The 24,537-nt window shown below is 63.3% G+C and carries 19 protein-coding genes; 16 read left to right on the forward strand and 3 right to left on the reverse strand.

From position 1 onward, the window contains the following. Positions 1 to 5: 5 nt before the first annotated feature. From ABD884_RS03950 to ABD884_RS03970, 5 genes are read left to right on the forward strand one after another with little or no spacing between them, the layout of a single operon-like run. Positions 6 to 611: a flavin reductase family protein gene (locus ABD884_RS03950; RefSeq protein WP_345037099.1), complete on the forward strand. Its 606-nt coding sequence runs from the start codon at positions 6 to 8 to the stop codon at positions 609 to 611. Next, positions 608 to 2,068, forward strand: a complete 1,461-nt coding sequence (locus tag ABD884_RS03955) for a 4-hydroxyphenylacetate 3-hydroxylase family protein (RefSeq protein ID WP_345037103.1) — start codon at positions 608 to 610, stop codon at positions 2,066 to 2,068. Before ABD884_RS03950 ends, ABD884_RS03955 begins: the two co-directional genes overlap by 4 nt. Positions 2,069 to 2,126: 58 nt before the next feature. Further along, positions 2,127 to 2,801: a DUF1028 domain-containing protein gene (locus ABD884_RS03960; protein WP_345037108.1), complete on the forward strand. Its 675-nt coding sequence runs from the start codon at positions 2,127 to 2,129 to the stop codon at positions 2,799 to 2,801. Then, a complete protein-coding gene (locus tag ABD884_RS03965) occupies positions 2,798 to 4,021 on the forward strand; it encodes an amidohydrolase (protein ID WP_345037115.1) in 1,224 nt (407 codons plus the stop codon). The genes ABD884_RS03960 and ABD884_RS03965 overlap by 4 nt, the downstream gene beginning before the upstream one ends. After that, complete coding sequence (locus ABD884_RS03970; protein WP_345037121.1) at positions 4,011 to 5,429, forward strand: aspartate ammonia-lyase; 1,419 nt, start codon at positions 4,011 to 4,013, stop codon at positions 5,427 to 5,429. Before ABD884_RS03965 ends, ABD884_RS03970 begins: the two co-directional genes overlap by 11 nt. 203 nt (positions 5,430 to 5,632) lie before the next feature. On the opposite strand, the gene ABD884_RS03975 is transcribed toward ABD884_RS03970, so the two are convergent. Then, on the reverse strand, positions 5,633 to 7,144 hold the full coding sequence (locus tag ABD884_RS03975; RefSeq protein WP_376955352.1) for a GntT/GntP/DsdX family permease: 1,512 nt from the start codon (positions 7,142 to 7,144) through the stop codon (positions 5,633 to 5,635). Further along, positions 7,141 to 7,713 (reverse strand): gluconokinase, encoded by a 573-nt coding sequence (locus ABD884_RS03980; RefSeq protein ID WP_345037128.1) that lies wholly within the window; start codon positions 7,711 to 7,713, stop codon positions 7,141 to 7,143. The genes ABD884_RS03975 and ABD884_RS03980 overlap by 4 nt, the downstream gene beginning before the upstream one ends. A gap of 106 nt (positions 7,714 to 7,819) precedes the next feature. Between ABD884_RS03980 and ABD884_RS03985 the strand changes: the two genes are divergently transcribed. Then, positions 7,820 to 9,283 carry an MFS transporter gene (locus tag ABD884_RS03985; protein WP_345037138.1) on the forward strand — a complete coding sequence of 488 codons (1,464 nt, stop codon included), beginning with the start codon at positions 7,820 to 7,822 and terminating at the stop codon, positions 9,281 to 9,283. 7 nt (positions 9,284 to 9,290) lie between these two features. Here ABD884_RS03985 and ABD884_RS03990 read toward each other — a convergent pair whose 3' ends face one another. Further along, a complete protein-coding gene (locus ABD884_RS03990) occupies positions 9,291 to 10,565 on the reverse strand; it encodes an MFS transporter (protein ID WP_345037150.1) in 1,275 nt (424 codons plus the stop codon). A 218-nt stretch (positions 10,566 to 10,783) separates the two neighbouring features. On the opposite strand from ABD884_RS03990, the gene ABD884_RS03995 reads away from it, so the two are divergent. The 10 genes from ABD884_RS03995 to ABD884_RS04040 all read left to right on the forward strand — a co-directional run bounded on the left by ABD884_RS03995 (position 10,784) and on the right by ABD884_RS04040 (position 24,516). Beyond that, complete coding sequence (locus ABD884_RS03995) at positions 10,784 to 11,629, forward strand: sugar phosphate isomerase/epimerase family protein (RefSeq protein WP_345037161.1); 846 nt, start codon at positions 10,784 to 10,786, stop codon at positions 11,627 to 11,629. A 44-nt stretch (positions 11,630 to 11,673) separates the two neighbouring features. Continuing rightward, on the forward strand, positions 11,674 to 12,681 hold the full coding sequence (locus ABD884_RS04000; protein WP_345037175.1) for a Gfo/Idh/MocA family protein: 1,008 nt from the start codon (positions 11,674 to 11,676) through the stop codon (positions 12,679 to 12,681). A 124-nt stretch (positions 12,682 to 12,805) separates the two neighbouring features. Further along, entirely contained in the window at positions 12,806 to 13,666 is an 861-nt protein-coding gene (locus ABD884_RS04005) for a sugar phosphate isomerase/epimerase family protein (protein WP_345037180.1), read from the forward strand. Between the two features lie 31 nt (positions 13,667 to 13,697). Next, complete coding sequence (locus ABD884_RS04010) at positions 13,698 to 14,864, forward strand: Gfo/Idh/MocA family protein (RefSeq protein ID WP_345037188.1); 1,167 nt, start codon at positions 13,698 to 13,700, stop codon at positions 14,862 to 14,864. Positions 14,865 to 14,951: 87 nt separating this feature from the next. After that, on the forward strand, positions 14,952 to 15,998 hold the full coding sequence (locus tag ABD884_RS04015; protein WP_345037201.1) for a LacI family DNA-binding transcriptional regulator: 1,047 nt from the start codon (positions 14,952 to 14,954) through the stop codon (positions 15,996 to 15,998). An 89-nt stretch (positions 15,999 to 16,087) separates the two neighbouring features. Next, positions 16,088 to 17,488 (forward strand): glucuronate isomerase, encoded by a 1,401-nt coding sequence (uxaC, locus tag ABD884_RS04020; RefSeq protein WP_345037210.1) that lies wholly within the window; start codon positions 16,088 to 16,090, stop codon positions 17,486 to 17,488. 86 nt (positions 17,489 to 17,574) lie between these two features. Then, positions 17,575 to 18,903: a mannitol dehydrogenase family protein gene (locus ABD884_RS04025; RefSeq protein ID WP_345054517.1), complete on the forward strand. Its 1,329-nt coding sequence runs from the start codon at positions 17,575 to 17,577 to the stop codon at positions 18,901 to 18,903. 476 nt (positions 18,904 to 19,379) lie between these two features. Continuing rightward, on the forward strand, positions 19,380 to 20,813 hold the full coding sequence (gene uidB, locus ABD884_RS04030; RefSeq protein WP_345037216.1) for a glucuronide transporter: 1,434 nt from the start codon (positions 19,380 to 19,382) through the stop codon (positions 20,811 to 20,813). A gap of 138 nt (positions 20,814 to 20,951) precedes the next feature. Further along, positions 20,952 to 22,181, forward strand: a complete 1,230-nt coding sequence (gene manD / locus ABD884_RS04035; protein WP_345037229.1) for a D-mannonate dehydratase ManD — start codon at positions 20,952 to 20,954, stop codon at positions 22,179 to 22,181. Continuing rightward, entirely contained in the window at positions 22,171 to 24,516 is a 2,346-nt protein-coding gene (locus ABD884_RS04040; protein WP_345037237.1) for a gluconokinase, GntK/IdnK-type, read from the forward strand. Before manD ends, ABD884_RS04040 begins: the two co-directional genes overlap by 11 nt. The last annotated feature ends 21 nt before the right edge of the window (positions 24,517 to 24,537 follow it).

The following is a 24,537-nucleotide window of genomic DNA, read 5'->3' on the forward strand; positions in this document are numbered from 1 at the left end:
CAACGATGACTGTTTCAGCCGAACGCACCTCCCCGGCCGCACCGGCGGAAGGCCGCCCACGGGACCCCTTCATAGCCGCGATGGCAGTCGTGGCCACCGGGGTCACGGTGGTGGCCACCGACGGAGAAACGGGCCGTTTTGCCCAAACGGTGAGCGCCATGTGTTCTGTCTCGGCGGACCCCCGCCTGGTGCTGGTCTGCATCAACAGCCGGAGCCCCATCAACGACGCCATCAACACCAACGGGAGCTTCACCGTCAACGTGCTGGGGAGCCAGCACGATCACGTGGCCGACACGTTCGCAGGCCGCCCGTGGCCCGGGAAGGAGCCGTGGGACTTCAGCTGCGGCGAGTGGGAGCAGGCGCCCTCCGGCTCCCCGCGAATCCGCGACGCCGTCGCCAGTTTTGATTGCCGTATCCACGAGGTAGTGGAGGCCGGCACCCACCGGATCTATATCGGCCTCGTCACCAGCGTCGAATCACACGGCGGGGATCCTCTGATCTACAGCGCACAGACCTATGCCAAACCCATTCCCGTCCCGCCGTCGGTCTTCGACGAGTACCCCGGATCGGGCCCGACGTACCGCAAGAACCCCAAGGAGAACGCCAAATGATCCGCACCGGAAATGAATACCGCGAGTCCATCCGCGACGGCCGCCAGGTCTGGATCAACGGGGAAAAGGTCGACGACGTCACCACACACCCCATGTTCAAACCGATCGTCGATGTCCGCGCCCGGATCTACGACCTGGCCCACGAAGAAGCCACGCAAAAGGTGATGACGTACGCCGATGAGACCACCGGCGAACTGAACGCAATCGCCAACCGGCTGCCGAAGACCCAACAGGATTGGGCCGACAAACGGGGCGCCGTGGATCTGGTCCAGCGCGAGGCCGGCGGCGTCGTCACCCGTGTCGGCGACGAGACAATCGGCGAAATGTGGTCACTCTTCGACGGCCAGGACGTCCTCAATGAGGTCGACCCGCGGTTCTCCGAGAACATACGCCGGCACATTGCGAAATCCATCACGGCCGACCCCTTCCACGTTTCCGCCAACACGGACCCAAAGGGCGACCGCTCCAAGGCCCCGCAGGACCAGGACCCGGACATGCTGCTGCACGTGGTCCGCGAGACCGACAACGGCATAGTGGTCCGCGGTGCCAAGTATGAGACGGCTGCCGCATACTCCAACCAGGCCTTCACCAAGCCGACGATCGCCAACTGGGGAAATAGCGAACTCTCCGACTACGCCGTCGGATTTGTCATGGACATGGGCACGCCCGGGCTGAAGTTCATTTCCCGGAACGGCTTTGCCGGCAAGGGACCGTCGGACGACTACCCCCTCTCGAACCGAGTGGACGAGGTGGAATCGCTGGTGGTGTTCGACGACGTCGAGATCCCCTGGGAGGATGTGCTCTTCTACCAGCACACCAAGGCCGCTGCATTCATCCGCTCCACGCTCCACCGTTACAGCGCGTTCCCTTTTGTCCAGCGCACCCTGCACCTCGCCGACCTCATGATCGGCGCGGCGCTGTGGAACGTGAAGCAGACGGGGCTGGAAAAGCAGCAGGCCGTCCAGGAGAAGCTGGCCCAACTAGCGTGCTACCGCGAAGGCATCAACGCCCACCTCACAGCCGCCATTGCCAATGCCGAAACCAGCCCTGGCGGCCTGCTGATGCCCAACCAGTCGCTGCTCTACGCAGGACGGGTGACCGCACTGTCCCAGCTTCCGGCCATGATGCACATTGCCCGCGAACTGTGCGGCGGCCAGATCTGCATCACCCCTGACGCGGCCACGTTCAGCGACCCCGACGTGTCCCCGTGGCTGGAGAAGTTCTACTCCGTCAACGACAACTGGGTCTCGGAGGACCGCCGCAAGCTGCTGGCGTTTGCCCGCGACCTACTCAATAGCGACTATGCCGGGCACCGCCTGACCTTCCAGCTGTTTGCGCAGTCCCCGCCCTTCGCCCAATTGGGCGCCGTGTATCGAAACTTCGATTTCGACGGGCCGCTTGGCCTGGTCAAGGCCTCCGCGGGACTCTCCGACAAGATCCTGACCGGAACATTGTGAAGGACGCCACCCCCGCCCCCGGCAATTCTGCCGCTCCCGCCAAATAGAAGGACTTCCCATGACGTTTTCCCTTGTAGCCCGCGATCCGCAGACTGGTGCCTTCGGCATGGTGGTCACCTCATCCTCGCCCGCTGTGGCAGCGCGCTGCGTGCATCTGCGTCACGGTGTGGGCGGCGCCGCCTCGCAGAACATCACCGATCCGAGGCTCGGTGCCCGGCTGCTTGATCTGCTCGAAACCGGTACGACGGCGGACGAGGCGATGGCCAAGCTGGTGGCCGAAACGCCGGATATCAACTACCGCCAGCTCAGTGTGGTCGATGCCCAGGGCGGCACTGCCGCCTTCAGCGGATCCGGCACCTTGGGCACACACCGCACAGTGCAAGGCGAAGGGGCCGTTGCGGCCGGAAACCTGCTGTCCTCCCCGGAGGTGGTTGACGCCATCATGGCCGGTTACTCCGCAGCCAAGGGCCTCTTTGAAGACCGGCTCCTTGCCGGTCTGGCCGCCGGACGCGACGCGGGCGGAGAAGAGGGGCCGCAGCATTCGGCGGGCCTTGTCGTGGTTGACCAGGTGGCCTGGGCCGCCACGGATCTGCGGGTGGATTGGGACGAGGAAGATCCGATTGCCCGTCTTGCCGAGATCTGGCACCTGTGGGAACCGCAAAAGGTGGACTACGTGACCCGGGCGGTCCGTCCAGGCAGCGCACCTCGCTACGGTGTCCCGGGGGACCTGTGAACAAGTTGAAGGACGTAGTCGGCGCCCGGATCGATGCTTTGGAGGGCCGGTTACTGGCCCTCTCGCACCGCATCCACGCCAATCCGGAAGTCGCTTGGGCCGAGTTCAACGCCTCCGCCTGGGTGGCCGCAGAACTCGCCGGGGTGGGTTTCAGCGTCCGGAAGAACCTGTGCGGATTCCCGACGGCGTTTGCCGCCACCATGGGCAGCGGCACGCTGCACTTGGGGATTTGCGCTGAATACGATGCGCTGCCTGGGCTGGGACATGCCTGCGGGCACAACATCATTGCCGCGGCGGCCGTCGGCGCAGCCGCGGCGCTGGCGCCCGTGGTGGACGCACTGGGCATCACGCTCACCGTCTTCGGCACACCGGCGGAAGAGGGCGGCGGCGGGAAGATCGAACTTCTGGACGGCGGCGCGTTCGACGGCGTGCATGCGGCCATGATGGTTCACCCGGGTCCGCTCGACGTGGCCCGGGCTGAGCCGTATGCAGTTTCGCACAGCAAAATCCTTTATCGGGGCCGGGCGAGCCATGCCGCCGCCTATCCCGAACGCGGGGTCAACGCGGCAGATGCCTTCACCGTCGCCCAAGTGGCCATCGGACTTCTGCGGCAGCAGCTCGACTCCGGGTTCCGCGTCCACGGCGTCGTCACTCGCGGAGGTGAGGCGCCCAATGCCATCCCGGAAGTGACCGAGGGCCGCTGGTACGTCCGGGCCGGCTCGCTGGCCGAACTAGCCGTCCTGGAGAACAAGGTGCGTCGCTGCTTCGAGGCGGGGGCCTTGTCCACCGGCTGCGAGCTGGAGATTGAGGCGGAAAGCAAACCCTACGCCGAGTTCGCCACGGACGAGGCCATGCTGGACCTTTACGTTGCCAACGCCATAGCCCTGGGCCGCGAATTCACCAGCTCGGGTCCGGACATGCGGATGAACCGCGCGTCCACGGACATGGGCAACGTATCGCAGGTGCTGCCGGCCATCCACCCCTACATCGGCATTGGATCCCTGCCTGCCGTCAACCACCAGAAGGAATTTGCCGCCGCCGCCATCACGCCCGCCGCCGACCGCGCCATCATCGATGCCGCCAAGGCTATGGCCCACACGTGCATTGATCTCGCACAAAACGCCGGACTGCGCGAACGGCTGATCAGTCGCGGGGCCGATCAGTTCCCTGCTGATTGTCCGGCATCCCCGGCTGAAATGGAGAGCGCAAATGTCAGCTGAGGTTCGGCGAGAACAAGATTTGATCGGTTGGCTGGATGTGCCGGCTGATGCTTACTATGGCGTCCACACCGTTCGGGCTAGCCTCAACTTTCCCATTTCCGGTGTCTCCATTGGCCTGTACACGCACTTTGTGGTGGCCCTGGCTGCGGTTAAGGAAGCAGCTGCGATCACCAACCATGAGCTAGGGCTGCTGGACGGTCCGCGCTCCCGCGCTATTGTGGCCGCGTGCCGCGAGATCCGTGCCGGAGGGCTGCACGAGCATTTCATTGTCGACGTCGTTCAAGGCGGCGCCGGCACTTCCACCAACATGAACGCCAACGAGGTGATCGCCAACCGGGCCCTGGAACTGATGGGCGCGGAGCGCGGCCAGTACAGCGTGCTGCATCCGCTAGACCATGTGAACCTGGGCCAAAGTACCAACGACGTCTACCCGACCGCGCTGCGCGTGGGACTGCACCATGCGGCCGAGGACCTGCTGACTGCAATGGCCGGTCTGCGCCGATCCTTCGCGGCGAAAGCCGAGGAATTCGAAGACCACTTGAAAATGGGGCGCACCCAGCTCCAGGACGCTGTGCCGATGACCCTAGGTCAGGAATTTCGAACATTCGCGGTCATGATGGCCGAGGACGAACAGCGCCTGCGCGAGGCGATGGACCTGACCCGCGAAGTCAACCTCGGCGGCACGGCCATCGGTACGGGACTGAACTCCCACATCGACTACTCCCGGTTGGCCTGCCGGCGGCTGGCGGAGATTAGCGGTGTTCGGGTTGTCCCTGCCGGCGACCTGATTGAGGCGACGCAGGACGTGGGCGGACTAGTCCAGCTGCACAGCGTGCTCAAACGCATCGCCGTGAAGCTGTCCAAGGTGGCCAATGATCTGCGGCTGCTCTCTTCCGGCCCGCGCGCCGGGCTGGGCGAGATCCAGCTGCCGGCCGTGCAGGCCGGATCTTCGATCATGCCGGGCAAGGTCAACCCGGTGATCCCCGAGGTGGTGAATCAGGTGGCCTACTCCGTGGTCGGCAATGATGTCACCATCACGATGGCGGCCGAGTCCGGTCAGCTGCAGCTCAACGCCTTCGAACCCATCATGGCCCGTGCACTCTTCTCCTCCCTGGGCGAGCTACGGTCCGCCTGCACTGTGCTGGGTGAGCGCTGCGTGGACGGCATCACGGCAGACCCCGTTGCACTGCTGGCCACGGTGGAGCGGTCTATTGGCCTGGTCACCGCGTTGGTGCCGTATCTGGGTTATAAGACCTCAACTGAAGTGGCACAACAAGCCATGGCCACGGGCGCAAGTGTGGTGGACGTTGTCCGCGAATCGGGTCTCATGAGCGACACTGAGCTGGCCGATGTGTTTGGCTCACCGCATCTTCTCACCGCACCCGGCATTCGGCTCGCGGTGCTCTGAGATGGTTTCCAGCAAGTGATGGACGCTCCAGACCTGGTTCCGGAGAAAAAGTTTCCAAATCGGCGTCATCATTTGAGTCATGGGGACTATCAGTGGATGGGGACTCTTTATTCAGAAACGCAATCTGGCACTCAGTAAGGAGCTCGTCACCGCAAAGCGCACAGTCTTCCGTGGGTGCAACAGGATCGTTGCGGAAACTTCGATCAGACGAAAATGGACAGCAGCAGGGTGAATCCGAATCCCACCACCGAGATGATCGTCTCCATGACGGACCAGGTCTTGATCGTTTGGCCTACCGTCAGCCCGAAGTACTCCTTGACCAGCCAAAAGCCTGCGTCGTTGACGTGGGAGAAGAAGAGCGATCCGGCGCCGATGGCAAGCACGACGAGGGCCAGCTGAGCGGGTGCCAGACCGGTTGCCAGGGGTGCGATGATGCCCGCCGCAGTCACCGTTGCGACGGTCGCCGAGCCGGTAGCGAGACGAATAAGCACCGCGATAATCCACCCCAGCACCAGGGCCGACAGGCTGGCAGCCACCGCGATCTTGGCGATCGCGGTTCCGGTACCACCGTCGACCAATACCTGCTTGAAGCCGCCGCCTGCGCCGACGATGAGCATGACGCCGACAATCGGAAGCAGGCTCTCGCCAATCTTCTTCGTCAGGGTCGACGCGGAGAAGCCCACTCGCGTGCCGAAAGTGACCATCGCCAGCAGCACCGCCACGAGCAGCGCAAAGACCGGATCGCCGATGAAGTCCAGCAAGGGACGCAGCACAGCGGTCTTATCCATCCAAATGTCTGCCCCGGCTTTGATCAGCATGAGCACCAAGGGGGACAGCAGGGTCACCAGGGTCCAGGCGAAGGACGGGCTGCGTGTGGCTTGCGGGTCCTGTGCTTTGCCTACTGGCGCGTCGCCGCGCGAACTGGCGGCTTTTGCACCGGGGCCTCCCGGCCCGGACGTCTGGGCGCTCCCGGCGGATCCGACGGTGACGGCCAGGCCGGCCCCAGCAGCGCCGATGGGTACCATCCGGGCGGCGAGACGGCCAAACAACGGACCGGCGATGATGACGGTTGGAACGGCAATCAGCAGGCCAAAGGCAAGGGTCACTCCGACATTAGCGTGCAGGATGCCGATCGCCGCCAGCGGGCCCGGGTGCGGCGGGATGAATCCGTGGAGTACGGACAGGCCGGCCAAGGCCGGGATGCCAAGACGCATCGCCGGGCCCTTGGAACGGTGCACGGCGAGCATCACGACAGGGATGAGCAGCACGAGCCCGATCTCGAAAAACATGGGGATGCCGATAATCCCGGCGATCAGCGCCATCTTCCAGGGCAGCGTTGCGGGCCGGCCATGGAGAAGGGTGTCCACGATCTTGTCCGCGCCGCCGGAATCGGCCAGCAGCTTGCCCAACATGGCTCCCAGCGCGATGAGCACGCCGACGTAGCCCAGCACGCCACCGACGCCATTTTCGTAGGACGTGGTCACCTTGTCCAAGGCGATACCGGAGGCAATGCCGACGAAGAGGGCGCCGATACTGAGGGACAGGAAAGCGTGCATCTTCGCCCAGACGATCAGGAGGACGACAATCGCGATACCAATGGCCGCCACGATCAGTACTTGGGTGTCATGGCCGTTCCATGGTTGATTCATGGCATCTGTGGTGGCGTCGGTGGCCACCCCGGCGAAGGGCCTGTTGAGGATGGAGATTCCGTTCATGGTTGTCGTCCTGTTCCGCTCGGCCGCAGGCCGAACTTGTCCATGATTTCCTGGGCAATCACCCCTGGAGCCGGACCAACGTCGATCCGGATTCCAGGCTCGCCGGGGGACAGCTCCTCAAGGTCTGCGAACTGGCTCCCCAGCATGCTCGCGGGCATGAAATGGCCGTGGCGTTCGGCCAGCCGTGCGCTGATGGTCTCGGGCGTCCCGGACAGAAAAACGAAGAAGACACCCGAATCCCGACGATTAATGATGTTTCGGTAAGACTGTTTGAGCGCCGAACACGTAACGACGCCGTTCTCCCCATGATCAAACCTCTGATCGACCCAGTCGGCGACCTTCTCCAGCCAGGGATATCTGTCCTCATCCGTGAGGGGGTGTCCCGCGGCCATCTTGTCGATGTTTGTTTGGGGATGCAAAGCATCGCCTTCTTCGAAAGCCCAGCCAAGCCGCCCCGCAAGGAGAGCGGCGACGGTGGACTTGCCGGAGCCGGAAACGCCCATAACAACCAGCACAAGAGGTTCGGTTAGGGCGGGCGTCACCATGTCCACAGGGTCCATGGTGCCCATCTTGGCAGCACCTGGGCCTCAGTGCCAGAGCGAACCGCGGGGGATTACTTCCTTCAACCGTAGATAGGAAGCATACTGATGATCTACGGCTCAATGAGGAGGGGTCATGTCAGCAGTGAAGGATGCACCAGGCGACATCATCGAAACAAATATCCCCGGCCGTATGGATCGCCTTCCTTGGTCCAGATGGCATTGGATGATCGTTATCGGCCTGGGTACGGTGTGGATCTTGGATGGCTTGGAGGTCACGATCGTTGGATCGATCGGCGACAGCCTCACCCAGCCGAATGGCGGCCTCGGCATGTCCGCCTCGGACATTGGCCTGGCGGCTGCAATCTATGTATCAGGCGCCTGTGTCGGCTCGCTCGCCTTTGGCCATCTCACCGACAGGTTCGGGCGTAAGAAGCTCTTCCTGCTCACCCTTGGGCTGTATCTGGTGGCCACCGTGGCCACGGCGTTCTCCCTGAACCCGATGTGGTTCTTCATGTGCCGATTCTTCACTGGTGCGGGCATTGGCGGGGAGTACGCGGCGATCAATTCCGCAATCGACGAGCTCATTCCGGCCGCACGCCGCGGCGTGGTGGACCTGGCCATCAACGGATCCTTCTGGCTCGGGACGGCCTTCGGTGCCTCGCTCTCGGTGGTACTGCTCAACCCGAGCTTCTTCGCGCCCGGAATCGGCTGGCGTCTCGCGTTCGGCCTGGGCGCGTTTCTTGGCCTGTTGATCTTGCTCGTACGGCGAAACGTGCCGGAGTCTCCACGCTGGATGTTCATCCATGGCCGGGACAAAGAGGCCGATGAGCTGGTCCGCAAGATCGAGGACGAGGTGGAGGAGGCCTCGGGGGAGAAGCTGTCCGCGGTCCACGAGACGCTCAAGGTCCGCCAGCGCAAGTCGATCGGCTTCGGCGTCATCATCAAGACGGCGGTTCAGCGCTACCCGAAGCGGGTCGTGCTGGGGCTCTCGCTCTTCATTGGCCAGGCGTTCCTCTATAACGCGGTGTTCTTCACTTACGCGCTTGTGCTGACAAAACTGTTGAACGTCCCCAGCGACGTCGCTCCGTGGACGCTGGTTCCGATCGCCGTCGGGAATTTCCTTGGCCCGCTCATCCTGGGCCGGTTCTTCGATAGCGTCGGGCGCCGCACCATGATCTCCGGTACCTACATCGCGTCAGGCGTCCTGCTTGCCGGCACGGCCTTCATTTTCGCCGGCGGGGCGCTGGACGCTTTTTGGCTCACCGCGTGCTGGATGGTGATCTTCTTCTTCGCTTCTGCCGGCGCCAGTTCCGCCTACCTGACAGTGAGCGAAATTTTCCCGATGGAAACCAGGGCCATGGCCATCGCGTTCTTCTACGCGGTGGGCACGGGTCTCGGTGGCATTACCGGCCCTATCCTGTTCGGCCGGTTCGTGGAACAAGGGATCCAAGCTGTGGCCTTCGGCTATGTTATCGGCGCGGTGCTGATGGTCGCCGCCGGGATCGTCGAGATCGTGTTCGGAGTTGAGGCCGCAGGACGGTCGTTAGAAGATATCGCTGCCCCGATCACTGCTCAGACGGAGGAAGTTCCGGCCTGAAAACGGATCATTCGGCGCGGTGTTCGATCTTGGACAGCAGCGGCAATTCGCGAACAGCAGTCGAGGCGACAATCCAGCACCCGGAAACCACGACGCCGAGGGTTGCGATCGCGAGTACCCCGCCGGTCGGAAGGAACAGGGCCAGAACTCCGGCCAGGGCCGCGCCTACGGGGTCGATGCCCCATGTCAGGACCCTACTGGCGGAAGAGAATCGCCCGATGGCGTGGTGGGGGACAAGAAGCTGTTTGAGTGTTTCCGTTCCGGTGATGTTGACCATCACGCAAGACGCCCAGAAACCCAGCGAAAGTCCGAGAAGGAGGACGTTCGCGATGATTTGTCCGGGGGTGAGTAGGAGCATGCCGAGGCCTGCGAGAGCGGGGAGCATGAAGGTTGCCATGAGTGTCCCGACGGGCCGAAACCTGTCCCACACCCAGGGTGCGATCATCATGGAGAGCAGGCCGATGATTCCGCCGACGGCTCCGGCGATTCCAATCTCGGCGGGCGTCATGTATCCAGTCCGCAGGGCATGCGTGACATAGACCGATTGGATCGCCGTGGTGAAAAGGTTGAAATGGGCAATCGACAGGGTGACAGGCCACATGACGCGATCGCTCAGGAGGAGTTTGAATCCTGAACCCAGCGATGTGAAGTAGTCCCTGAAAGTGAATGTCTCAGGCGGTGCCGGCCGCTCTTCCCGGATCCGGCCGATCGCCAGGGCTGACACGAGGTATGTGACAGCATCTGAAATGAAGAGGGCCACGGGTGAGAGCAGCTGCAGGAGTATTCCGGCAGTCGCTCCGGCTCCAATGTCGCCGGCAGATCGGATTCCGGCGACCCAGGTGTTGGCCGTCGTCAGCTTGGAGCGATGGGCGATGCTGGGGAGGAGGGCTGCGAACGCGCTGTCGTAGAGCCCCGTCAGCCCCGACACGAGGAAGGCAGCAATCACGAGCGCCAACAGTGACAAGTTTCCCGTCAGGAACAGGACTGCCACTGCACCGAGAACCAGTGCTCGAAGCGCCGACATCAGAGACATGAACCGCGTCCTGCGCACTTTGTCAGTCCAGGGCCCCAGAAGCCCGAGAAAGACCACGGTTCCCAATCCTGCTGCCGTATTGATCCGTGCGACGTCAGAGGCGGAAGAATCGAGGATCTGGAGTGCCACGATGGGAATCGCGAACAGGGTGAGCTGGCTTCCGAAGAACGATAACGCTTCGCTCCACCACAGCGTGCTGAAGTCGCGATTCCAGAGCTTCGTGGAGCTATGCGTTATTTGATCAGTCATTGGGGTCTCCGGTGCTGGCGGAGAGAACCCTCTCTCCGTTTTCGAGAGGTTACCGACCTCACCTCCCAAAAACAAACCGTCCGTCCTGCTTTGTCCTGCGTTGCCAATTGATGGCAAACGGTTGCTGAAGTAGCTAGACTCGTAGGAATACCTGACCGCGACCCCAAGCAAACGCCGATTGCTGTCATGCGGGCGAACGGATCCAAAGGAGATTTTCCGTGACTAAAACCAATGCCGTGTGGAGCCTGTCCGGTTTCGGCGACGAAGTGGATCCCGAGCCCTTGATCCAGGCCGCCGTCCTGTTGGCCCTTGGCGCCAGCCATATCGAGGTGCGTAGCGCGTGGGGCATCAACGTCTCCGAACTTGAGCCGGAAGAGGTCGGGCGCCTCAAAGCCATCTTGGATGAGAAGGGCCTCAAGGTTTCCGCAGTAGCCAGTCCGATCGGCAAGGTCGATGCCAGCCTGCCGGTGGAACATGAGCTCGCCCGGCTGCGGCAAATCATCTCGGTAGCCAAGGCCCTGGAGAGCAAGTACGTCCGCATCTTCTCCTTCTACCCGGCTGAAGGGCAGGGACAGGAAGACATCCGCGATGCGGTCATGGAACGCATGACCGCACTCGCCAACGAAGCGGCCGCGTCCGGCGTCGTCCTTCTGCACGAAAACGAAAAGGGCATCTACGGCGACACCCCCGAGCGCGTCCTCGACATCATGCAGACCGTCGATTCACCGGCCCTTCGCATCGCTTGGGACAACGCCAACTTCGTCCAAGTGGGGGTCAAGCCGTACATGGAAGGCTATGCCATGCTGCGCCCCTACCTCGAGTACTTCCAGGTCAAGGACGCAATGGCCGGCACGGGCGAAGTGGTGCCTTCGGGCGAAGGCGACGGCGAACTGGACGCCACCATCGCCGCGCTCAAGGCCGACGGTTTTGCCGGCTTCGCCTCGCTGGAACCGCACTTGGCAAGCGCCCACGAGCTGGGCGGGTTTTCCGGACCCGTCGCCTTCGGGACTGCGGCCCGCGCTTTTGCCGCGCTCGCTGCCAAGCACGGTGTCGCACTGGCCTGAGGGCCTGTACGTTCAGATGAACACCAACTTTCGAGGGAGCAGGAATGCCTACAGCAGCGGTCATCGGTTGCGGTGATGTATCGAGTGTGCACTTCGGGGCGATCGCCAAGCTGGACGATGTTGAACTCGTGGCAGTCTGTGACACCGATCCCGCGCGCCTGCAGGCGGCACAAGCCGCCTACGGCGTTGCCGGGTACGCGGACCACCTGGAGATGCTCGAGGCAGTGAGGCCCGACGTCGTGCATATCTGCACCCCGCACCATCTGCATGCCTCGCTGGCTGCGGACTGCCTTGAGCGCGGCGTCAGCGTCATTGTCGAGAAGCCGCTCGCCCACACCCTGGAAGAAGGACGCCGGCTGGTCGAAGCGGCCGAACGGAGCACGGCGAAGATCGCCGTCTGCTTCCAGAACCGCTACAACGCCACGTCACAGGCCATGCGAAAGCTGCTCGACGACGGCGGCTTGGGTCAGGTTCTGGGCGCCTCGGCAACCGTGATGTGGCATCGGACGGCCGGATATTACCGGGACCGGCCGTGGCGCGGCACATGGTCCGAAGGCGGTGGCGGCCTCATGATGAACCAAGCCATCCACACCGTGGACCTGCTCCAATGGTTGGTGGGTGACGTGACCAAAGTGGAGGGCCATGCCTCCACACGCTCGCTGACGGGCGTGATCGAGGTGGAGGACACGGCGGAATTCATCGCCGGCCATGCCAACGGCGCCACGAGCGTCTTCTATGCCACTCTGGCCAACGCCGTCAACGCACCGGTGACATTGGATATCGTGACCGAAAAGGCCACCCTCAGCCTCCGGGGCGACCTCACCGTCAACTACGCCGACGGCACCGTGGAGACCGTCCCGGAACGTGCCTTGGAATCGGGTGGGCGCGAGTATTGGGGCGTATCCCATGAACTCCTGATCAAGGATTTCTACGCCTCGCTCGGGGATTCCATGCCGTTCTGGATCAGCCCTGCCGAGGCCGAGAAATCACTCCGGATCGTGAAGGAAATCTACGCCCAGAGTTACCCGGAGATGTCCGCGAGGGTCGTCTAGGGCAATTCTTGACAATCGGTTGCCAATCAGGCGCAAAGACAGTACTGTGAATCTCATACCCGGGAAACAAGTGGCGCGCGACACATCTGCGCCCATGAGGGCCCGGCACACCACGGAGGACAATGTGGCCACAATTGGCGTACAGGCAATGATGCTGAAGGGCTGTTTCGCCGAAGCCGGCGCGTTTGAAACGCTCCGCAAGGTCAGCGCGATCGGGTACAACGCCGTCGAGATTTCGCAGATCCCCATGACACCGGAAAACGTCGCCGAACTGGATCGCTCCCGCAGCGAGCTGGGTATGGACATCGCGGCGCTCTCGGTCGCAATGGAGACGCCCAAAGGCATGCCGGGCGACTCCCTGAAGGACCACTTCGACAAGATCGTTGACGACGCAAAGCGCCTGGACGCGAATCTCCTGCGGATCGGCATGATGCCGTTCCCCGCCATGAAATCGATCGACGCGGTGGTGGACTTCGCGAAACAGGCCAACGAATACGCCGAACGACTGCGCGAACAGGGCATCGGCCTGTATTACCACAACCACCACATCGAGTTCGCGAAATTCGACGGCAAGTACATGCTGGACATCATTGCCGAGAACTCTCCGGCCATGGGCATGGAGATCGACGTGCACTGGGTCCAGCGCGGTGGCCTGGATCCCGTCCGGACCCTCGCCAAATACGCAGGCCGCACGGCCATGGTGCACCTCAAGGACTACCGGATCGGGGAACTTCCAGAATCCGCCTTCGGCCTCCTGGAAACCGGAGACTTCGCAGGGTTCATGGCCGAGTTCAAGAACGTGGTCCAGTTTGCCGAAGTGGGCGAAGGCAACCTGGACTTCCCGTCCATCATTCCGGCCGCCCAGGCCGCCGGTGCCGAGTATTTGCTGGTGGAACAGGACGAGCTCTACGGCCGCACGGTCTGGGAAGCACTGCAGACTTCCCACGACAACCTGGTGGCCATGGGCCACGCAGACCTCTTCTAATTCGCCCCCCTGAACAATGGAGAATTCACCAATGAGCACGAAAGTACGCCTGGGCATTATCGGCCTGGGCCAGCAGGGCGGCGCCTACGCAAAGTTCATCACGGACGGCATGGTCCCGAACATGGTGATTGGGGCGATCTGCGACACCGATCCCGCCAAGAAGGAACTGGCGGCCTCCCAGTACCCCGACGCGCCCTTCTGCGACGACTACATCGCCATGCTTGAAAGCGGCGACGTCGATGCAATCGTCACGTGCGTACCGCACTACCTGCACCCGGAAATGGGCATCGAATCGCTCAAGCGGAACATCCACGCCCTCGTAGAGAAGCCTGCCGGTGTCTATACCAAGCAGGTCAAGGAGTTGAACGAGTTCGCCGCTTCCAAGCCTGAGCTGTCCTTCGGAATCATGTTCAACCAGCGCAACAACCCGCTGTACAAGAGGCTTAAAGAAATCGTCGACGGCGGCGAGATCGGCGGCATCCGCCGCACCAACTGGATCATCACCAATTGGTGGCGGCCCCAGGGCTACTACAACTCCAGCGAATGGCGCGCCACGTGGGGCGGCGAAGGCGGCGGCGTCCTGGTCAACCAGGCACCCCACCAGCTGGACCTGTGGCAGTGGATCTGCGGCGTGCCGAAGTCCGTCTACTCCAAGGTGGCCTACGGATTCCGCCGCGACATCGCAGTGGAAGACGAAGTGACCGCCGTCGTGGATTACGGCAACGGAGCCACCGGCGTCTTCGTGACTGCGACGCACGACCTCGTGGGAACCGACCGCTTCGAGATCCTGGGCGACCAGGGCAAGATTGTGGTGGAAAACAGCAAGACCGCCACGGTCACCCGGCTGGTCAAGCCCGAGCGCGAACTCAGCGACGGCATGGACATGGATGATGTCCGCAAGCTCTTCATGGGCGAGCTGAAATCCGAGGACTACTACACCACCGAAATCATCGAGTTCGAGTCGGTCTGGGGCGGACAGCATGCGGGCGTCCTGGAGAACTTCGCGGCCAACATCCTGGACGGCACTCCGTTGTTGGCTCCCGGATCGGACGGTATCAAGGGCGTCCGCCTGGCCAATGCCATTCACCTGTCCAGCTGGACCGGCAAGGAAGTCTCCCTCGACTTCGACGAGGACGAGTACATGCGCGAACTCAACAAACGCATCAGCGAAGAAGGCAAGTTCGCCGGACGCCGCTAGCAGGCAGTGCACTCAAGCAGGGCGGTTGCCAGCGATCAGTCCGGCAACCGTCCTGCTTTTGTTGCCAGGCCGGATTACGATGGAGCCGTGACTGACGCGATGAACGCCGGAGCAGTAGCCTTCCCCACCAAGCGTGGACGCGGGGAGAAATCCTCACCCACCATCTACGACATCGCAAAGCTGGCAGGAGTCAACCCCTCCACCGTCTCGCGCGCACTGAGCAAACCGGGCAGAGTCAGTGCCAAGACCCAAAAGATCATTGAGGACGCCGCCGAGCAGCTGAACTATCAAGTGAACCCCTTCGCCAGGGCGCTTCCCACCGGCCGGACCCAGACGATCGGACTGATCGTCGCGGACATCACCAACCCCACGTTCTTCGACATCATCCGCGGTGCCGAGACCACGGGCTCGGCCAGGGACTACACCTTGGTGCTGGCAGAGTCCGCAGAGTCTCCGGAAACCGAACTCATAGCGGCCCGCCGGATGCTGGGTACCGTGGACGGTCTCATTTTGGCGAGCCCGCGCATGGACGACGAAAAGATCCGGGCCTTGGCTTCGGACAAACCGGTTGCCGTGATCAATCGCGAAATCGAGGGAGTGCCGTGCGTAGTCCCCGACGTCAACAAAGGCATTAGCCAGGCGGTGCGGAGCCTCGCGGCCAACGGGCACCAGCAGCTTGCTTACGTTGCGGGCCCGCCACAGTCCTGGATGTCCAGCCGCCGCTGGGAAGGGGTCCAAACAGCCTGTGATTGGTACAAGGTGGGGGCGGTCCGTTTGGAATCGTCCAAGCCAACCGTCGACGGCGGCCGCCAAGTAGCGCGTGACGTCCTGGCGAGCGGCGCGACGGCGGTGATCACCTACAACGATCTCCTCGCCATCGGCCTCATGCAGGAACTTCAGGCCGCCGGCATGCAGGTCCCGGACCAGATCAGCATTGTGGGCTTCGACGACATCTTCGGTGCAGACTTCACGACACCGGCGCTCACCACTATCCGCTCGCCCCTGGGGGAGTGCGGGTCCCGAGCCGCTGCCCTGCTGTTGGACATGCTGCTCGGGCATGACGGGCCGGCGGGGCCGGTTCGCGTCGACACGGAGCTCGTGGTGCGTGGCTCCAGTGGACGGCTCATCGCCTAGCGTGAACCGAAGTAACTGAAGAGTTGCAACCGTGTGGCAATTGATGGCAACCGGTTGACAGATTGCCTCTTCGGGCCGAAAATTGAGCTATGTCACAGTCGATCGCAGCCAATCCTGACCGGCTCCTGCCCGCTGATCCCGGGACGCGCAGCATTGCGCGTTCCTTGCTGGAACGCGTTCAGGACCTGCCTATCATCTCCCCACACGGCCACGTTGACGCCGCCGTGATCGAGCACAACACCCCGTTCCCTGATCCGGCCGCGCTGCTGGTCAGCCCGGACCATTACGTGACCCGGTTGATCCATGCCAGCGGCGTTTCCATGGACAGGCTGCGAGCAGGCGGCGCCGCGGACTCCCGGGAGATTTGGCGGACGTTCGTTCAGGCCTGGCCCCTTTTTGAAGGCACGGCGTCCGGCTATTGGCTGCGGACCCAGTTCGAGAGCGTGTTCACCCTCGGCGCCGACCTTGGCGAAATGTCCGCCGATGCCAGTTACGACGCCATCGCCGCGAAGCTGCGTGAACCGGACTTCCGTCCCCGCCAGCTCTTCAAGGATTTCAACATCGAGGTCCTGGCCACCACGGACGATCCGCTCGACAACCTCGCCAGCCACCGGGCCCTCGCCGATGACCCCTCCTTCAATGGCCGGGTGCTGCCGACCTTCCGGCCCGATGCCTACCTGAACATCGCGCACCCCAGCTGGAGTGCCAACGTTGAGCGGCTGATCGAGGCCGCCGGCGACGGAGCCACCGGTTACTCCGGCTACCTCAAGGCCCTGGAAAACCGCCGTCGCTATTTTGTGGACCACGGGGCGGTCTCCGCGGACCACGGCGTGCTGACCCCGGCCACGCTCAAACTCGACGCCGCGGAAGCCGGACGGATCTTCGAACTCGCCCGCGCCGGAAAGGCCACCGCGCAGGACCGCAACACCTTCGAAGCGCACATGATGTACCAGATGGCCCGGATGTCCGTTGAAGATGGCTTGGTCATGACCATCCATCCCGGTTCCTTCCGCAACCACCACCAGCCCACCTTCGACGCGTACGGCGCGGACACCGGGCACGACATCCCGTTCGCGACCAACTACACCGAGGCGATCCGGCCGCTACTGCAGGACTTCGGCACGGCCAAGGACTTCCACCTGGTCCTGTTCACCCTGGACGAGACCGTATTCTCCCGCGAACTGGCCCCGCTGGCAGGGTTCTATCCCTCCGTGTACCTCGGCGCCCCGTGGTGGTTCCTGGACGCCCCGGATGCGATGCTGCGCTTCCGCTCCGCCGTCACCGAAACCACTGGATTCTCCCGCTCGTCCGGCTTCATCGACGACACGCGCGCTTTCTGCTCCATCCCCGCCCGGCACGACGCCTCCCGCCGGATCGAAGCTTCGTTCCTGGCCCGCCTCGTCGCCGAGCACCGCGTCAGCGAAGACCGCGCCCATGAACTCATCGTCGACGTCGTCGACTCCTCACCCCGAAGGGTTTTCAAGCTGTGACCACCGAGCCGAAGCAGCCCGCCGGCCTTCCCCGCTTGAATCGTGCCGTCAGGCCCCTTGAAAAGGCCCCCGTGCGCATTGTGCACATGGGACTCGGTGCCTTCCACCGTTCGCACCAGGCCTGGTACACGCAGCACGCCGGCGACGCCGGGGAGTGGGGCATTGCCGCCTTCACCGGCCGCCGGCCGGACGCCGCGAAGGTCCTGGCCGCACAGGATGGTCTGTACACCGTGGTGGAGCGCGCGGACGCCGGTGATTCCTTCGAGGTCATTGGCAGCATTGTGGAGGCCGTCGATGGTGCCGACGTCGACCGTTTTGTCCAGCTTCTAGCCGCGCCGCTGACTACGCTCATCACCCTGACCATCACCGAGGCGGCTTACCGGCTCGACGTCGACGGCAAGCTGGACAGCCGGGCGCCGGACGTCGCCGCAGACCTCGCTTTGCTCTCTGGCGGTGTCGGCCGTGCCTCCAGCAAGCCGACGACGCCGTTGGGGCGCCTGGTGCTGGGCCTCGCCGCCCGCCGCGACTCCGACGCCGGCCCCCTTGCCGTGGTCTGCTGCGACAACCTCTCCAACAACGGGACAGTTGCAAGAAGCGCCGTGATGGGGATGGCCAAGGCAGTCGATGGCGGGCTCGCCGCCTGGGTCGACGCCAATGTCAGTTTCGTCAGCACCTCCGTTGATCGCATCACGCCACGAACCACAGACGCCGATATCGACGCCGTCGCTGCCGCCTGCGGATACCGGGACGAATCTCCCGTGGTCACCGAGCCCTTCCATAACTGGGTCCTCAGTGGGGACTTCCCCGCGGGACGCCCCCGCTGGGAAGACGCTGGCGCCGTTTTCGTCGATGAGATCGAGCCTTACGAGAACCGCAAGCTGTGGCTACTCAACGGCGCCCACTCGCTCCTGGCCTATGCCGGCCAGCTGCTCGGATACAAGACCGTGGCCGAAGCCCTCGCCGACGACTCATGCCGCCGGGCAGTGGAGGACTTCTGGGACGAGGCCGCCGCCAACCTTGACGGTGCGGACTTGCGCATCCCCGAGTACCGGGCCGCCCTCCTGGAGCGCTTCGGCAACTCCCGGATTGCGCACCACCTGGCCCAGATTGCCATGGACGGCAGTGCCAAGCTGCGCATGCGGGCGTTGCCCGTGCTTCGCGCCGAGCGCGCTGCCGGCCGCAGCGGACAAGCGGCTGCGCGGATGATCGCGGCCTGGTCCGCCTATACCGCAACGGCTACCGGCTTGCAGGACCCGCAAGCGGCTGACATTGCCGCCGCCAATCTGCTCTCCGGCCGTGCCCGGCTCGAAGCCCTGCTAGACCTCCTGGATCCGGAGCTGGGCGCCGACTCCGGAATCGTGGAGCTCGTAGAGGGTTTGTCCGAGACCTTCGCGGACGCCGGCCACCTCAGCTAATCCACCAAGCAGTTTCGACGGCGCCCGTTGCCTTCCACGCGAAGGTAGCGGGCGCCGTTGTGTAGGCCGGAATACGTGAGCGTGCGTCTGGCAGGCAGGCGCTATACGTGAGCGAGCGTGTGGCAGGCAGGCGCTATACGTGAGCGAGCGTGTGGCAGGACACACGCTCGCGCACTTTTGGCCGCCTTTTTGCAAACGCTCGCGCACTTTCGAAGGGTTTTGGCTCGACGCTCCTTCACGTCTTGTGATTGAGCGTCTCAGAGCATGTGACGCCGAACGGCCCCTCGTGTGCCCTCGACCTCTTGTGCGCTACAAGGGGGGTGTGAAAATATATGGAAACTTTTGGCAACCGATTGCCGAATAGTTGCCGAAGTGATTAGAATTACATCAATCTTCAACAATCGCAGCCGAAGGCCTGGCCTTCCGTCATTCGCAACGCCGGGACCTTGGTGCCGGCCAGGGTAAAGGAGCCCGCAATGAACAAGCTCAGCAAACTCAGCATCTTCGGCTATGGAGCTGGCGACGCCGCCAACAACCTTGCCTTCACCACGGCCACCATGTTCCTGCTCGTTTACTACACCGACGTCGCTGGGATCTCTGCGGCGGCAGCCGGCACCCTGTTGCTCACTGTGCGGATCTTCGACGCCTTTGCGGACGTCTTTGCGGGACGGCTGGTTGACCGCGCCTTCAGCAAGCGTTTCGGAAAGTTCCGCCCGTTCATCATGTTTGGGTCATTTCCCTTGCTGCTCCTGAGCGTTGCGGCCTTTTCCGTGCCGCAGATCAGCCACACGGGAATGCTGCTCTACGCCTACGTGACATACGCGGCCTTGGGCCTGGCCTACTCGCTGGTGAACATCCCCTACGGTTCCTTGGCGGGCGCTATGACCCAGGACCCCGGCGAGCGTGCCAAGCTGGGGTCCGCCCGCATGGTTGGCGCCCTCCTGGTCAGTTCGGCCCTCGGCATCTTTGTTGCGCCCCTGATCAAGCCTGGTGCCAATCTGCAGTCCCTGTTCACCACGATCACCCTGGTCTTCGTCGTGATCGGCGCCGCCCTGTACTTCTTCACCTTCCTGACGGCGAAGGAACGCGTCCACCGCTCAGTACCCAAGGTTTCCTTCAAGCAGAGCATGGAGACGCTCAAGACCAACCGTCCATTGCTCATGCTGTGCCTGAGCTCCTTCCTCTTCCTGACCGGCTACATGGCACTGTCGTCTGTGCAGCTCTACTACTTGCGCGACGTCCTGGGCCGGCTGGACCTCTACGCGGTGCTTTCCATCGTCCAGTTGCTGGTGACTTTTATCCTTGCGCCTCTCTTGCCGAGGCTCGTTCGGAACTTCGGCAAGAAGACCATCTACGTGGTGGCCGGGGCCCTCTCCGTGATGGGCGGCGGGATCGTGTTCTTCGCCCCGGCGGCCATGGTCTGGGTCGGTTTCTCGGGCCTCCTCTTGAGTATGGTCGGCGTCATGGCCGTCAATATCGTGGTGTGGGCACTCGAATCGGACACTGTGGAATACGGCGAGTGGAAGACCGGTGTCCGGACCGAAGGCATCACCTACGCGCTGTTCTCCTTCACCCGCAAGACCGGCCAGGCTGTCGGCGGCGCCCTCGCCGCTTACGCCCTCGCAGTCGGCGGGTATAAGTCCGGCAGCACCCACAGTGCCGAATCACTGCAGGCCATCCAGTTCGCGGCGGGCGCCCTGCCCGCCATCCTGACGGTCCTCGCCATCGTCGTCATGGCCAAGTACAAGCTGACCGATGCGTTCCATGCCCAGATTCTCGGTGAAATCACGGCCCGCCGTTTCCTGGAAGTGTCCCACGGGGTAGCGTCCGGTGTGGAGGGCGCCGGTGCGGCCCCTACCGGCGTAGCTGCGGGGGAAGTGGACCCGTCAGAAAGAGTTTCTGCCAAATAACTGCAGTTCTGGAAAATAACCATTGCAACCGGTTGCCAATAATTGTCATCCGCCCTAAGATCATCTTTACCCGCCCCGTGGTGCACCTCGCATCCGGGTCAGGCCAGCCCTCGATCAGCAACCTTGAAAGGACCAGCTGTGAAAATCGTTGCCGCGGAAGTCTTCGTGACCAGCCCCACCCGCAACTTTGTCACTCTCCGCATCACTACGGATGAGGGAGTCACCGGCATCGGCGACGCGACGCTCAACGGCCGTGAGCTTGCGGTCGCGGCGTACTTGAAGGAACACGTCGCGCAGCTGCTGATCGGCAAGGACCCGCACCGGATCGAGGACACCTGGCAGTTCCTGTACCGCTCCTCGTACTGGCGCCGCGGCCCGGTCACGATGGCCGCGATCGCCGCCGTCGACATGGCGTTATGGGACATCAAGGGCAAAATCGCCGGCCTGCCGGTCTACCAGCTCCTGGGCGGCGCGTCCCGCAACGGCCTGCGCGCTTATGGGCACGCCTCGGGCGCGGACATCCCTTCCCTGTTCGACTCGGTCCGGGAGCACCTGGAGCTCGGTTACAAGTCCATCCGTATTCAAACCGCCATCCCGGGCATCAAGGCCGTGTACGGCGTGGCCGCCCAGGCGCAGGCCTCGGGCGAGCGCTACGACTACGAACCCGCCGGCCGCGGTGCCTTCCCGCAGGAAGAGGACTGGGACACGCGCGCCTACCTCCGGCACCTGCCTACCGTCTTCGAAGCCGTGCGCAACGAGTTCGGCCCGGAAATCCCGCTGTTGCACGATGGCCACCACCGTATGACTCCCATCCAGGCAGCCAAGCTCGGCAAGGCCCTGGAGCCCTACGATCTCTTCTGGCTCGAGGACTGCACCCCGGCCGAGAACCAGGAAGGGCTGCGCCTGGTCCGCCAGCACACCACCACGCCGCTCGCCATCGGCGAGATCTTCAACACCGTGTACGACTTCCAGACGCTCATCAAGGAGCAGCTGATCGACTACGTCCGTGCCGCATCCACGCACTTCGGCGGAATCTCGCCGTTGAAGAAGGTCATGGACTTCGCCGCGCAGTACCAGATCAAGTCCGGCTTCCACGGCCCCACCGACATTTCCCCGGTCGGCTTCGCCGCGCAGCTGCACGTTGGCCTGGCCATTCACAACTACGGCATCCAGGAATACATGCAGCACTCGGACAAGACCAATACGGTCTTCGAACAGTCCATGACGTTCAAGGACGGCTACCTGCACCCGGGCGACAAGCCCGGTATCGGCGTCGAATTCAACGAAGAAGCCGCCAATTCCTTCCCGTACCAGCAGGCCTACCTGCCGTACAACCGCCTCGTGGACGGCACCGTTCATGACTGGTAGGAATGAAGCCATGATGGGGGACCGGGACATTGCCGCGGGAACGCCGCGCCGCATTGTGGTCATGGGCGTGTCCGGCTGCGGCAAGACCACCATCGGGGACCTTGTTGCCCGGGAACTCGGGGTGCCGTTCCTCGACGGCGATTCGCTCCACCCCGTGGAGAACGTCGCCAAAATGGCTGCCGGTATCCCGCTGACCGACGAGGACCGCTGGCCGTGGCTGGCCACCGTGGGGACCGAACTCGCGAATGCGGGGGATGGCGGGTTGGTACTTGCCTGCTCGGCCCTGCGTCGTAGCTACCGGGACGCCATCAGGGCACAGGCGCCGGACACCGTCTTCCTGCACCTGCATGGAAGTAAAGAGGTGCTTAAGGAACGGACAGAAGGCCGTTCCGGCCACTTCATGCCGCCTGCCCTCCTTGAATCACAGCTCGCCACGCTGGAACCGCTCGACGTCGACGAGACCGGTATCGTCGTGGACATCGCCGCCCCGGTCAACCAGGTGGTGGCCGAGGCGCTAGCCGGCATTGCCGCCGTCGCCGGTTCCATGGCCCGGGCGGGCAACCGAGCAGGCGCTCCAGGCACCCAAGCGCGCCAGTTCGACGTCGACCTCCGGGCGGCGCCGTTCAACCTCGACGACGAGGCCGTCGCATGGGTGCACTCGACGATCGAGGGCATGGGCCTTGAGGAGAAGATCGGACAGCTCTTCATCAACCACAACAACGACTACTCCCCCGAGTATCTCGACGGCGTGCTGGAGAACTTTCACGTGGGCGGCATGCGGTACAGGCCGGGCCCGTCCGCTGCGGTGCAGCAGCACATCCGCTATGCCCAGTCCAAAACGCGCATCCCGCTCCTGGTCGCCTCCAACCCGGAAATGGGGGGAGCCGGAAGCTGCGACGACGGAACGTTCGTGTCGACCCACCTGCAGGCCGGCTCGCACCCGGACAAGTCCATCGCCCGGAAGATGGGCCAAGTGGCCGGAGTGGAGACTGCGGCTTTGGGCTGTAACTGGGCCTTCGCGCCCATTGTCGACATCCACTACAACTGGCGCAACACCGTCATCTCCACCCGCGCCTTCGGCAATAAGCCGGAAATCGTGGTGGAGCGTGCCAAGGAGTACTTCGACGGCATCAGCGAATCGCCCACCGTATGCGCCATCAAACACTTCCCGGGCGACGGAATCGACGAACGCGACCAGCACGTGGTCACTTCCTACAACACGCTTGGGTACGCGGACTGGAATTCCAGCTATGGGCACGTGTACCGGGAAATGATCGGCCATGGGGTCCAGTCGATCATGGTCGGGCACATCGGGGCGCCGGAATTGTCCCGGCATTTCCGGCCAGGCATGGCGGACGCGGACATTCGGCCTGCCACCTTGGCTCCAGAGCTCCTCCAGGACCTGCTCCGTGGCGAGCTAGGCTTCAATGGACTGATCCTGACGGATGCTTCGCAGATGGTGGGCCTCACCCAAGCCATGAAGCGCAAGGACCTGGTTCCGGCCACCATCGCGGCCGGCTGCGACATGTTCCTGTTCTTCCGCAACTCCGCGGAGGACTTCCAGTACATGATGGACGGCTACAAATCCGGCGTGATCACCGAGCAGCGTTTGCATGACGCCCTGCGCCGCATCCTCGCACTGAAGGCGAGCCTGGGGCTGCATAAGAAGCTGCCGGAAGAATTGACTCCGTCGCCCGAGGCCCTGCAGCTGATTGGCAGCGAAGCCCACCTCGCCGTCGCCGCTGAAATTGCGGACAAGACCGTCACGCTCATTAAGGACACGGCCCGGAACCTGCCCATCACCTCGGAAACGCACAAGCGTATTCGCCTGTACGGCATTTCCGGCGGTTCCGATTTCACGCGGGCGGATCCGCTGGCCTATCTGGACACCGTGAAGGAGGAACTGGAAAGCGCCGGTTTCGAAGTCCATGTCTTCAAGACGGCGGAGCAGCGTGAAGCCGCGGGGGAGACCGGCGTGAACTTCATGAGCGTCATCTCCGACGAGGCCACCGGCGACTATGCGGACAAGTACGACGCAGCATTCGTCTTTGCCAACGTCAAGGGCTTCGCCCAAGAGGCCGCCATCCGCATCAAATGGTCGAGCCCCATGGCCGCGGAAATCCCTTGGTACGTCACGGAAGTGCCCACGGTGTTCGTCTCCCTGAACCAGCCGAACCACCTGATCGATGTGCCGATGGTCAAGACTGCCATCAACGCCCACGCAGGCACTCGCGAGGCCATCCGGGCCACCATCCAGAAGATCCAGGGCAAGTCCGAGTTCCAGGGAACGTTCAACGAGAACGTGTTCTGCGATTCGTTCGATACCCGGCTCTAGGCTGCTTTCCTCGAATTCCAG

The organism is Arthrobacter methylotrophus, from assembly GCF_039539965.1.
Taxonomy (GTDB): Bacteria; Actinomycetota; Actinomycetes; order Actinomycetales; family Micrococcaceae; genus Arthrobacter; species Arthrobacter methylotrophus.